This is a genomic window from Acetobacterium paludosum (genome assembly GCF_008086595.1).
GTDB classification, from domain to species: Bacteria; Bacillota; Clostridia; order Eubacteriales; family Eubacteriaceae; genus Acetobacterium; species Acetobacterium paludosum.
In genome coordinates this window covers 98,313-110,837 of record NZ_RXYA01000008.1, presented here as the reverse complement: position 1 = coordinate 110,837, position 12,525 = coordinate 98,313, and the positions used below count along the sequence as shown (strand labels likewise).

The following is a 12,525-nucleotide window of genomic DNA, read 5'->3' as shown; positions in this document are numbered from 1 at the left end:
GTTATGCAATTATGATACCAACAATCAGAGCGGAAAACAATTAAAACTCACGAGCTAAAATGACGTTCCACGAAATGATTCAACTGCAAAAAAATTGAAATATTCTATTCAATATGTTAAAATGAAATCATATAGTCAATCAATCAACAGTTGGAGGACAGGATGGTTCATATTGGGGTATGTGAAGATGAAAAGGAGCAACAGGAAAGAATCGACGTTTTGATAAAAAAATATGCAGAGGTTAATTGTTGTGATTTTAACCTTTCTTTTTTTTGTTCAGCTGAGGAATTTTGGAATCATTATCATGTTGGATTGTTCAATATTATTTTTTTGGATATTTATTTGGAAGAGGACAACGGAATTGAAATTGCAAAAAAGCTACGCAACATAGGGGAGAAATGCGCACTCGTATTCACTACATCAAGCCGGGATTATGCGATTGAAGGGTTTGAGTTAAAAGCGCAACACTATTTAATAAAACCCATAACAGAAGCAAAAATATTCGAAGCATTAGAACGCTGTCAAGAGATGTACGCAAATGACATGAAGTCTATTTGCATTCCAAATGGAAAACTCGAAGTCGTTGTTTATCTCAGAGATATCATTTATGTCGAGGTTTTTAACAAGGTGTCCATCATCCATACGGTACGAGACGAAATTAAAACTTACGTTCCGTTATCTGAACTAGAAAGACAACTGGGCGGGACACCCTTTTTACGCTGCCACCGCTGTAATATCATTAATATGAATTTTGTAGAAGACTATACGTCATCTGATTTTATCATGAAAAATGGAGACGTGGTAGCAATTCCCAGAAGTCGGAGTGTGGTTGTTCGACAGACATATTTAAACTTTATATTCACAAACGTTAGAGGAGAAAGTGATGCTCAGTAGTAACTTAAACACTGTTTGGGGTATTAGCCTCTCTATTTTCCCTTATTTTATTTTAGCATTCATACCAGTATGGGATCAACTTCGATATTCAAAAAGAATAGTTGCTCTGGTTGGAATCCTGTGCATGCTTCTAAATATTGTTTCAGTGATCCTGATCATTCAATTGTTCCCCAACTGGAATAATTTGCGCCTTTTTCATAGTGTTTTCTTTTTATTGTTATATATTGTTGTCTATACTGCAACGGTACAGGGGACCCCGTCAAAACTTTTGTTTGTCGCTTTGCTTGTAAAAAGCTATGCTGATTTTATCGTATATATGGCTAAGTTCTTTGAGATTTCTTACATTACCTATGTACTGCATCGAGTCTATGTGCAAAGCTCATATTCTTTTTATTTTAACCTGTTTCAATGTTTGATTTTATTAATCACCTATCCTTTGATTTGGATATTTTTTAGAAAAAAAATCGCACAGGTCATGCGGACCCTCAACAAAGCCTGGAGCTATCTATGGATTATTCCGCTGGTATACTATGTTATCAGTATGGCATTTGCGGCGATGGATGTTACTTTGATTGCACAATGGCAATTTCTAGTATTTAATATTGCATCGTTTTTGGGATTTAACCTCATCTATTATGTCGTTATCGAAATGTTGGAACAATCAGAAAAAAATGTTGTTTTGACTGAGAACAATGAGATGATCAAGCAGCAGTTGGGATACCAGTCCGATTATTACAAGAAATTTGGAGAGTGTATTGAAGAGACTCGAAAAGGCGAACATGATTTAAGGCACCATCTCAATACCGTGCTGGGATTGATTCAGCAAAAAGACAATGAAAAAGTTGAAAAATACATATCCGAGTTGTTGGGAAATCGATTGAGTATTTCAGATGTTTTATATTGTCGGAATGATGTGGTCAATGCGATATTAGGCTATTATGTAAATACTTGCAAAAAAGAAGCGATTGATCTTTCAATTGCAACACAAGTGCCCAACGATTTAGAAATAGACGAAACGGATCTATGTGTTATATTTGGAAATATCCTGGAAAATGCTTTGGAAGCCTGTTGCAAAATAACAAACGCAAACAAATTTATAAAAATCTCATCCCAGTTTCTAAATAACAAGCTATACATTGCCGTGGACAATAGTTATGAAGGGACATTGAGATTAAAAAACGACATCTATTTATCCCAGAAAAGAAAAGAGGAAGCTGGTATTGGTATGCTATCAGTAATGGGCATGGCCAAAAAGTATAACGGTGAAGCTTCTTTTAAGGCAGTCGATAAGACTTTCTGCGTATCGATCGTTTTAAATAATATATAAAACGAAGGGACGGTTCAAGACCGGTGAAAAAGCGATTTTTTCACCGGCCTTGAACCGTCCCTTCATATCTGTTGGGCTTTAAGTTGTGGGGCGTAGCCAGATTGACAGAGCTGTTTTATTCATGCTCTTATTCTAGTTCAGCAACCCTTTTGTTTGGCACAGTTTTGTCAGTTCTTCACCGACGATACGTGTCATCTGATTCAAGTCGATGTTTTCACCGTTTAATACATCATACCAGCCGCCGGTCACCGCATCACCGACGGTTTCTTTGAGGATGCCGCCAATGCCGCTGTAGATTTTTGTGACAGTAACGGTAGTTCCGCTGAGTGCTACCTGGATGACATATTTGCTAACTGGTGGAAACTGGATGCAATGCATAATGCCTTTTCCGGTTAGCTGTGGTTCGCCACAGGGGTAGGTCCCATCTTTCATCACATCGTAGAGCTCTTCATAGGTCAGCTTCTGATTGAGCTTCACTTTGTCATAGCTTTTGATCATATCTTTGCTGCCCTGTTTAAACTTATCAAATAATCCCATTATAAATTCTCCTCCATATAAAGTTTTCCGGATAGATTGACCATCCTTTTTTGTCTAACAAGATTTTATCAATACCATGGATGAATTTCAATTACCATTCACACCGAAAAATCACTGTTCACGAAATATTGTGTAGAGATGGGAAGGCGGATTCTGTTTTAGCTTCGCATCAATGTTGGATATCTGGGAAACAGCAGATATTTCAAAAAAAAGCTAGCTGTATAGCAAAGATAATAAAGACGGCTCCAAAAACTTGCTGAATCCGACGAAAGATTTTGGGTGAATGCTTCAGCAGCTCGCTGAAGCTAACGGCCAGAATCCCATAGAGCATAAAAATGATCAGGGTGAGTAACATAAAGAAAATGCCGAGCTGCAGGCTTTGCGCCGTGGAGTCATCGCCACTGACAATGAATTGAGGCAAGTAGGAAAAAAAGAACAGTGTCAGCTTGGGATTCAGAAGATTGATAAAAATGCCCTTTAAGATAATCGAAAGTGGGGTTGATACGGTGATTTCTTCGTTTGCCGTCAGGCTGGTTTTTGACAGAATCATCCCTAAGCCAAGATACAACAGGTAGATGGCGCCAACCCATTTAATCAGGTTAAAGGCGGCTGAATTCATTTGCCGGATGAATAAAAGCCCCAGAATGCTGAGAGTCAGATGGGGGATAATGCCGAGGGTGCAGCCCACGGCGGCAAAGAAACTGTTTTTTCGACTTCCTGTTATGCCGCTGGAAACGGTATAAAGCACACCGCTTCCAGGAATCAGAATGACAATCAGCGAGGCAATAAAAAAAGTAGTTGTGATCATTTTGGATTCTCCCTGGATTTTGATTTTTTTTCTAATTGCATTTGTGATATAATCGTAGCAGAAAGAAGTGGCATTAAAAAGAGCCATTTACGGTTGAAAAATTCAAACCACTTTGGAGAAAGTATGCTACATATCAATTTAAACAGAAATCAGGATGAATCCTTATCGGAGCAGATTTATCAGGCGCTGAAGGAATTCATTTTTTCAGGGGACCTGAAAGCGGATGAAAAGCTGCCGTCCACCAGGGGGCTATCGGAATTTCTTTCAGTGTCGCGCAATGTAGTGATGGAGGCCTATGAACAGCTCTGGGCGGAAGGATATCTTTATTCAAAGGAAGGGTCCGGCACTTATGTCAGTGATGGGATCTTTTTTGAACGCAAAGAAATATCTTCTTCAGATGAAAAAAAAGAGCCCAGGGATTTGCTGTATCCCCAAAAGCAGGTGAGTTTTCGCACCGGGGTTCCGGATTTGAATACAATCCCGATCAAAAAATGGGGACAGCTCTACAAATCGGTTACCCAAACCCTTGACAGCGCAAGTCTGGATTATCAGAACAGTTTTGGGATGCATGCCCTGAGAAATCAGCTTTCAATTTATTTAAAACGGGTGCGCGGCGTCAACAGTCGGCCGGAGAACATTCTGATTGTCAACGGAGCCGCTCAGGCTTTCAGCCTGCTATCCCGGATGGTGGGAAAAGACGAGGAGGTTCTGGTTGAAAACCCCATCAGTCAGGGCATCGTATATACATTGAGCAGCCTTGGGGTCAGAATGAAAACGATCCCGATTGATGAAAATGGGATTATGACGGCAGCGCTTCCGGAAAAACCGCCGAAGCTGATTTTTACAACGCCTAGCCATCAGTTTCCCACCGGCGTGGTTCTGTCCATCAAACGGCGGATTGAACTGATTGAATACGCCAGAAAGCACGACTGCCTGATTGTGGAAGATGACTATGACAGTGAATTTCGGTTTGAAGGCAATCCTATCCAGTCCCTGCAGAATCTTGATCCGGACCGGGTTATCTACGTAGGTACCTTCTCGAAGATTTTGTCACCAGCACTGAGAATGGGCTATCTGGTGCTGCCGGGGTGTCTGGTGGCGGAAATGAAAAACGAAAAATACGTGACGGATATCCATTCGCCGGTTCTTGAACAGCTGACGCTGGCCAAATTTATTGAAGAGGGATATCTGACCCAGCATATCCGGAAAATGAAAGGGATTTATCTTAAACGACGCAATTATCTGGAAATCTGTCTAAAAGAAAGCTTTGGTGATGACGTTACCGTGACCGGAACCCGATCCGGGATGCATCTGGTTGCGGCCTTTGAGTCAGTTTTGTTTGATGCAGAGCTCCGGAAGGCCCTCGACGAAAAACAGATTTTTGTGACGACACTGGGAGATTATTTTCTTCATGATGACGAAAATCCGGTGCAGGCAAAGAAAGCCGGTGACCATGCGCTGGTGCTGGGATATGGCAACACTAATTTAAAGGCAATAGAAGAAGGAGTCACCGGAATCGCCCAGGTGGTGAGCATATTTAAGCAGAAGACGGTTTTGAAGAGCTGGTAAAGACGGGAAGAATAGAGCGCTCAACGAATTACCCACGTCGAGAAGACATGGGTATAAAATCAAACAAAATTCATGTTTAAGTTGGCTAGTTGCTCGCTCAATTTAACATAATGCAGGCAAGACTAAATTATTTAATGCGGTTCTGATTTATGGTGATCCCCGATTCTACGGACGCCTGGGCTTCCGACTGGCAGAAAGGTATGATATCACAACAGCCGATGGATATTTCGCGGTGGGCTTGCTGGCTTATGAACTCTTGAAAAAGTCAGTGGCTAATTTGAAGAATCACCAGTCTTTCAGATTGATGAATCCGCTTTAGAAGCGTTTGACCGGTCCTTTGAAAAGAAGGAGAAATGTGAAACGGACTTTCACAAAGAATCCCCGATTCTGCTGAGTTTAATTTATAAGGCAGAATGAGAATTAAGCTTTCAGACCAAAGAAACTATTATTTTGAAGTGAGTGAGGATGAAATGGAGAGCATTAGTACAAGCAAACTGGTGTTAAGACCGCTGACAATGGACGATACGAACGATGTCTATAGCTATTCCAAAAGCAAGAATGTTGGACCTCAGGCTGGCTGGAAGCCGCATGAAAACATCAAAGAAACCGAAGAGATTATGAAGATGATTTTTGTGGAGCAGGAAAACATCTGGGGAATTGTTCAGGACAAAAGGATTATCGGCTCAATCGGCTTGATTGAAGATCCTCATCGAGAGAATGATCAGGCACGGATGCTGGGCTACGCATTGGGGGAGGACTATTGGGGCCAAGGCATCATGACAGAAGCCGCCCGGGAAGTGATCGCCTATGGTTTTAATACCCTTGGTCTCAGTCTGATCTCGGTGGTGCATTACCCATCAAACCTGGGATCACAGCGGGTCATAGAAAAATGCGGCTTTATTTTATGAAGGCACAATCCGACAGGCAGAAAAGATCTATACCGGTGAAATCCGGGATGTCAAAGCTTATTCCATGACCAGAGAAGAATTTATGAGCAAGAAATAGGAAGAACATACGGTTATCAAAAAAGGTGATAGGTTATTTTGTAAAAAGTTTGAGGACCGGCTAACCGAGCGGTAAACCTTTATATGAAGCAAATTTTCAGCGGGATAAACAAAATCTGCTGACAAGAGATGGGATAAAGCAACCAGAAATTCATATCTATATCAAAAACTTTGGTTGCAAAGGAGAAGAAAAATGAAACCTTGTGAAAAATGGGATGAACTGATTGAAAGAACGGTTGAACCAATGCCGGGAACATCCCGGGATTATAAACAGGAATGGGATGCAGTCCGATATTTTGTCGGAGATGTGATGTTTGCCATGCGTGGTGAAAATAAAGAAGGAGACTCGTTATTGACAATCAAGCTGCCCATTGGTGACGGTGAAATTCTTCGTTCTCGGTATCCGGATATTATTCCCGGATATTATATGAACAAACAGCATTGGAATTCGATTATGCTGGACGGCGATGTACCGGAGAAGATTCTGGTCGATTGCATTCAATTGGCTTATCACACAGTATTCATGAAATTGACTAAAAAGAAACAGCATGAGATTGAAGCATTATGAAACATACATTTGAACCTGTTTATAATGGAAAATCAAGAATTCTAATATTGGGGACATTCCCATCTGTAAAATCACGGGAGGCAAGCTTTTACTACCAGCATCCCCAAAACAGATTTTGGAAAGTTGTAAGTGCGCTTGTGGGAGTTCCAACCCCTGAAACGATCGAAGATCAGAAGACCATGCTGTTAAGAAACAATATCGCGGTCTGGGATGTCATCTATTCCTGTGACATAAATGGTTCAAGTGACAGTTCAATTAAAAATGTCATACCAAACGATATCGTAAAGCTATTGCATGAGATAACTATTGAAACCATTTATGCAAATGGCGGCAAGGCTTATGAATTATATAATCGCTACTGTTATGAGAGTACTAATAAAAAGATCATAAAGCTGCCATCGACAAGTCCTGCCAACGCGAGGTACTCATTGGAACGACTGATAGAATGCTGGAAAAATGAGATCTGCCTGAAATCATGAAGGTAAGAACTTGAAGATAAGAACTTGAAGATAAGATGATCTGAACACGCGAAGCTATAACGGCGTTTTACTACCCGCTGATCATATTCAAAAGTAAAAAAGAGACAGCCATAGAAAGCTGTCTCTTTTTTCGCTGAAAAGCTAGTTTTAAAAAAAATTAATCGATGACGATAGCGTAATCATCACGTTTGGTTACATGTCCGACAATAGCGGCACAGGGAATCGAGTCTTTAAGTTCTTTAATCATCTTAACAGAATCTGCTTCGCTGACAGCTATCAAAAGTCCTCCTGAGGTTTGTGGATCATACATAATATCCTGCATGGCGACGGAAACTTTTTTTGAGGCACGAACGCCGCACTCAGCATAATCCCGGTTACGATAAGCACCTTCGGGAATCATTCCCATTTCAGCCAGTCCGTAGGCTTCCGGATGATAAGGAACGGAACTGCTGTCCAAATGGATGGTCAGCTTGCTGCCCTGTGCCATTTCATAAGAATGACCAAGCAGAGCAAAGCCGGTTATGTCGGTGCAACCGTGAATATCGTATTTTATCATGACATCCCGGGCTGTTTTGTTTAAGGTTGACATTTGTTCATAAATCCGTTTTAAGACCGGTTCACTCACCATATCTGCTTTGGCAGAAGTTGTCAGGATTCCGATGCCAAGAGGTTTTGTTAGAATAAGGACATCACCCTCTTTAGCGGAGGAATTTCTCAATACCCGTTTGGGATTGACGAATCCGGAGACGGATAATCCGTATTTGGGTTCAGCATCCTCAATGGTATGGCCGCCGGTAATGATAGCGCCAGCCTCATAGGCTTTTTCATAGCCGCCGCGAAGAATGGAATAAATGGTATCCTGGCTCATCTGTTTGGTGACGCACAAAATATTCATTGCCAGTTTCGGCTCGCCGCCCATGGCATAGATATCACTTAAGGCATTGGTAGCAGCAATCTGACCAAAAATGAAGGGGTCATCGACGATCGGTGGAAAAAAATCAATGGTCTGCACCAGTGCCAGCTCGTCATTGATGACATAGACAGACGCGTCATCGCTTTTATCAAAGCCAACAATCAGACGCGGATCGTTTAAAGTAGGGAGCTTATCTAAAATTTGTGATAAGGTTCCGGCACCAACTTTTGCGCCGCATCCAGCACAATTAGCCAGTTTTGTTAATTTTACTTCTGTTTCCATATAAAAACCTTTCTTATAAAAAGCTCGAAGCATGATGATGTTTGATTGCAGAATGAGAAATGATTAATATTTTTTTTGGCTCCGGGCCCAGGTATCTTCTTTGTAGGCAAGTATTCCAGTTACTGCTAAAGACTTACGCCCTAAAATGTTGTGAAGTTTTATAGTAACCTGTTTAGTTTCATTATTTATCGCTTTTCTAGGAAGATAACAGGCAATGTTATCTTTCATAATGAGGTCATACATATTCTCACAATCCGGTTTTCCTAATTTGACCACCGGAAGATAAACGGGACCTGAGCAGCAGCCTCCGCGATTGGTCATTTCGATATAAATCTCTTTGGCATTTCGTTGATATAAATACGATTCAACGCCTTTTTTAATTTCTAAGTTAATAACAATCCCTCCTTTTGTACATTCTTTTTAATATATAAATTCATTATAACATTATTTAAAACTTATTCATCAAAATTATATTATTTTTTCTGAAACGAACGAATCATTTCTTTTGCTTTTTAGGTAATAAAAATATGGCTACTTTGGTTGATTTATTCGCTTGCTAATTAGCATTTGCAGGCATAAAATTATTAGTATAAGCATACAAGCGAAAAAAAAATAAAACCGCAACTGTTTTACTTCATCGAGAAAGAAGGAAAAAATTTGGATAAAAAGGAATCGATTTCGGATGTGAAAGAAAATATATATAAGCTTCCGGTAGATGGGGTCTATGAAGCGCTGGGAACAAGCCCTCAGGGATTAACCCAAACCCAGGCGGAAAATATACAGAAAAAATTTGGAAAAAACCTTATCGATGAGAAAAAGAAAAAATCCCAACTACTTATTTTTCTGTTGAATTTCACGCATTTAATGGCAATATTACTATGGGGTGGAGGCGCGATTGCTTTTTTTGCAGGAATGCCGCAATTGGGAATCGCAATTTGGGCCGTTAATGTTATTAATGGCGTTTTTAGTTTTTGGCAGGAACATCGTGCCGGTAAAGCAACAGATGCCCTAAGAAATATGCTACCATCCTATGCAAGAGTTATTCGAGGTGGGGAAGAACAAAAAATTCTTGCCGAAGACCTGGTAATTGGAGATATTATTCTATTTGAAGAGGGCGACAAGATTTCAGCAGATGCCCGCCTGATAGAATGCAGCGATTTACAAGTCGATCAATCGACCTTAACCGGCGAATCCAACCCGGTTCGAAAAACTAAGGAAGCTGTATTAAAAGAAGATTTAACTCGGGCTGAAACGCCTAATTTGATTTTTGCCGGGACAAGTGTTTCAGAAGGTAATGGAAAAGCTGCTGTCATGGAAATTGGGATGAAAACAGCTTTTGGAAAAATTGCGGGTTTAACACAAAACATGGAAGCAGAAGATAGTCCCTTGCAAAAAGAACTGAATCGATTGACGAAACAAATTTCGATTATTGCGATTGCTTTAGGGATATTCTTTTTTGCGGCAGCAATGTTTTTAGTGAAGGAACCGGTTGCCACCGCATTTGTTTTTGCTTTAGGGATGATTGTCGCGTTTATCCCGGAAGGATTACTTCCAACGGTAACGCTATCCCTGGCGAAGGCAGTACAACGCATGTCCAAACGAAATGCGCTGGTAAAAAAACTTTCCTCGGTTGAAGCTTTAGGGAGCACGACTGTTATTTGTACTGATAAAACCGGGACATTAACGCAAAATGAAATGACGGTTAATCATTTATGGTTAATCGATAAAGAATATGAAGTGACCGGGGTGGGATACAGTTCAGTCGGAGATATCATGGATAGCAATAAAAAGGTCATGGCGCAGGACAATGAAGACCTGAGGATTTTGTTAACAGGGGTCGCACTTTGCAGTAATGCCCGTTTGTTGCCGCCAAATGAAGAGTCTCCCCGCTATACTGTATTAGGTGATCCGACAGAGGCTTGTTTAGGGGTGGTCGCTGAAAAAGCGGGCATTAATATGAAAGAACAGTTGGAATTAACTCCCCGCTTATGGGAATTACCTTTTGAATCCCGACGTAAGAGAATGACAACCGTTCATCAATTGGAGAAACCGATTGATGGAACTAGGCGGGTTGCCTATGTAAAAGGGGCTCCAAAAGAAATTATAAACTTAAGCGATTTTATTCGAATAGACGGAGAAACTCAGCCGATAACAGAAGAAATCCGAAAAAAAATCATGGCAGCAAATGACGGATATGCCCGTAACGGCCTGCGTGTCCTGGCACTTTCCTATCGTTTGCTTCACAAAGAAGACAAAATTCCCACTGCTATGAGTGCTTATACACCGGAAATCATTGAACAGGATATGGTTTTTGTGGGTTTGGTTGTCATGGCCGATCCGCCCCGGGCAGAGGTGGTTGATGCTGTCGAAGAGTGCCACCATGCCGGAATCCGCATCATCATGATTACGGGAGATTATGGTTTAACGGCTGAAAGCATTGCAAAACGGATTGGAATTGTAAAAGGTCTCCATCCCCGGGTTTTATCCGGACTGGATCTGGAAGCGCTTTCGGATGAGCAACTAAAAGAATATCTGAAAGATGAGATTATCTTTGCCCGGGTAGCACCTGAACAAAAATTGCGGGTTGTCACTAATTTACAGGAAATGGGCGAGGTTGTTGCGGTAACCGGGGACGGTGTCAATGATTCACCAGCCCTTAAGAAAGCCGATATTGGTGTAGCCATGGGTATTTCCGGTACCGACGTGGCAAAAGAAGCAGCCGACATGATTTTGACCGATGATAATTTCGCTTCGATTGTTCATGCCATTGAAGAAGGTCGGGCAGTTTACAGTAATATTCGAAAATTTCTGCTTTATATTTTAAACTCAAATATGGCGGAAGCATTTCCATCTATTTTATACCTGGTTTCCCGAGGAGCCATTCCATTACCATTAACGGTTATGCAGATTCTAACGATTGATTTAGGGACAGATATGCTACCGGCATTGGGATTGGGAACCGAGAAACCGGAAGCAGGAATTATGGATAAACCGCCGCGCAATCAAAAAGAACCGTTGTTAAGCAAAAATGTCGTTTTCAAAGCTTTTCTCTGGTATGGCTTATTGGCTTCGGCGGCTTCAACAATCTCTTACTTATTTATCAATATGCAAAATGGATGGCCTGGTGTGGCTCTTGCCGGTGGGGTTGATCCCGTATACATCAAGGCAACGGCAATGACACTTGCTGCCATCGCATTTTGTCAAATTGGCGCCGTATACAATTGTCGAACAGAAAAACAGTCTGTTTTTAAAGTGGGATTGTTTACGAATAGTCAAGTGAATTTTGGAGTCATTGTGCAAATTATTTTGATAATCACCTTAATTTACTTGCCAGTATTGCAGTCTGTTTTTCATACTGCGGCACTCAGTTTAACAGATTGGCTGTTTTTGTGTATGTGGCCACCGATTATTTTGTTGCTTGAAGAAGCTAGAAAAGCATTAATTCGTCGAAACGATAAAAAAACGATTGTGAAAAAATAGAGAGGTGAAAGTATGAAAGTTATTGTAGTAGGTTTGGGCAGACTGGGCATCGGTTTAGCCATGAATCTGGTCAAAAGAGGTCATCAGGTAACGGTGATTGACTCTGATCCAGAGGCATTTAAAGGTCTGGGAATGAATTTTACCGGATTAAAAGTTACCGGCATCGGCTTTGATCGGGATGTGCTTAATGAAGCGGGGATTGATAAAGTAGATGCCATTGTATCCTGCACAGCAAGTGATGCCGCGAATGCGGTTATCGGAAGAATTGCAAAAAATATTTATCGGGTACCCCATGTCATTGCGCGATTGTACGATCCCCGTAAGGCAAATATCTATCATCGACTGGGTATTCAAACGATATCCACAACAACTTGGGGAATTGAAAGAGCAACCGAAATTTTATCATATAATCATTTAGACCGCGTTTATGAGATCGGCAATGGTAATGTGGATTTAGTACGAATTGAAGTCACACCCATGCTCATTGGCAAAAGGGTAAATGATATCATGGTTATTGGAGAGATTCATGTCGTGGCGATTACGCGGAATGAAAAAACATTTATGCCAACATCTGGTACCGTTTTTGAAGCGGAAGATATTCTCTATCTTTCAGTCATGCTATCGGCAACTAAGAAATTGAGATACATGTTAGATTTATCATAGA

General features: G+C 41.0%; 12 protein-coding genes. 8 read left to right on the top strand and 4 right to left on the bottom strand.

Annotated elements, in window-relative coordinates; translation table 11 throughout:
• Positions 1–162: 162 nt before the first annotated feature.
• Entirely contained in the window at positions 163–894 is a 732-nt protein-coding gene (locus tag FZC41_RS09810) for a LytR/AlgR family response regulator transcription factor (RefSeq protein WP_148567236.1), read from the top strand.
• The gene (locus FZC41_RS09805; RefSeq protein ID WP_148567235.1) at positions 884–2,221 is read left to right on the top strand and encodes a sensor histidine kinase; all 1,338 of its coding nucleotides are present in this window, start codon (positions 884–886) and stop codon (positions 2,219–2,221) included. The genes FZC41_RS09810 and FZC41_RS09805 overlap by 11 nt, the downstream gene beginning before the upstream one ends.
• 132 nt (positions 2,222–2,353) lie before the next feature.
• Here the strand turns inward: FZC41_RS09805 and FZC41_RS09800 are convergent, their stop codons facing one another.
• A complete protein-coding gene (locus tag FZC41_RS09800) occupies positions 2,354–2,758 on the bottom strand; it encodes a hypothetical protein (protein ID WP_148567234.1) in 405 nt (134 codons plus the stop codon).
• A 202-nt stretch (positions 2,759–2,960) separates the two neighbouring features.
• Positions 2,961–3,566 (bottom strand): LysE family translocator, encoded by a 606-nt coding sequence (locus tag FZC41_RS09795; protein ID WP_148567233.1) that lies wholly within the window; start codon positions 3,564–3,566, stop codon positions 2,961–2,963.
• A gap of 123 nt (positions 3,567–3,689) precedes the next feature.
• On the opposite strand from FZC41_RS09795, the gene pdxR reads away from it, so the two are divergent.
• The 4 genes from pdxR to FZC41_RS09775 all read left to right on the top strand — a co-directional run bounded on the left by pdxR (position 3,690) and on the right by FZC41_RS09775 (position 7,186).
• Positions 3,690–5,135: a MocR-like pyridoxine biosynthesis transcription factor PdxR gene (pdxR, locus tag FZC41_RS09790; RefSeq protein WP_148567232.1), complete on the top strand. Its 1,446-nt coding sequence runs from the start codon at positions 3,690–3,692 to the stop codon at positions 5,133–5,135.
• Between the two features lie 470 nt (positions 5,136–5,605).
• On the top strand, positions 5,606–6,043 hold the full coding sequence (locus FZC41_RS09785; protein WP_205737067.1) for a GNAT family N-acetyltransferase: 438 nt from the start codon (positions 5,606–5,608) through the stop codon (positions 6,041–6,043).
• 289 nt (positions 6,044–6,332) lie between these two features.
• Positions 6,333–6,707, top strand: coding sequence for an MmcQ/YjbR family DNA-binding protein (locus FZC41_RS09780; RefSeq protein ID WP_148567231.1), 375 nt, complete (start codon positions 6,333–6,335; stop codon positions 6,705–6,707).
• A complete protein-coding gene (locus FZC41_RS09775) occupies positions 6,704–7,186 on the top strand; it encodes a DNA-deoxyinosine glycosylase (RefSeq protein WP_148567230.1) in 483 nt (160 codons plus the stop codon). Before FZC41_RS09780 ends, FZC41_RS09775 begins: the two co-directional genes overlap by 4 nt.
• 157 nt (positions 7,187–7,343) lie before the next feature.
• Here FZC41_RS09775 and selD read toward each other — a convergent pair whose 3' ends face one another.
• Positions 7,344–8,381 (bottom strand): selenide, water dikinase SelD, encoded by a 1,038-nt coding sequence (gene selD, locus FZC41_RS09770; protein ID WP_148567229.1) that lies wholly within the window; start codon positions 8,379–8,381, stop codon positions 7,344–7,346.
• A gap of 63 nt (positions 8,382–8,444) precedes the next feature.
• The gene (locus FZC41_RS09765; protein ID WP_279235177.1) at positions 8,445–8,762 is read right to left on the bottom strand and encodes a CC/Se motif family (seleno)protein; all 318 of its coding nucleotides are present in this window, start codon (positions 8,760–8,762) and stop codon (positions 8,445–8,447) included.
• Between the two features lie 276 nt (positions 8,763–9,038).
• Here FZC41_RS09765 and FZC41_RS09760 point away from each other — a divergent pair, with 276 nt between their 5' ends.
• Together FZC41_RS09760 and FZC41_RS09755 are read left to right on the top strand one after the other, a co-directional pair.
• The gene (locus tag FZC41_RS09760) at positions 9,039–11,861 is read left to right on the top strand and encodes a cation-translocating P-type ATPase (RefSeq protein ID WP_148567227.1); all 2,823 of its coding nucleotides are present in this window, start codon (positions 9,039–9,041) and stop codon (positions 11,859–11,861) included.
• A gap of 12 nt (positions 11,862–11,873) precedes the next feature.
• A complete protein-coding gene (locus FZC41_RS09755; RefSeq protein ID WP_148567226.1) occupies positions 11,874–12,524 on the top strand; it encodes a potassium channel family protein in 651 nt (216 codons plus the stop codon).
• The last annotated feature ends 1 nt before the right edge of the window (position 12,525 follow it).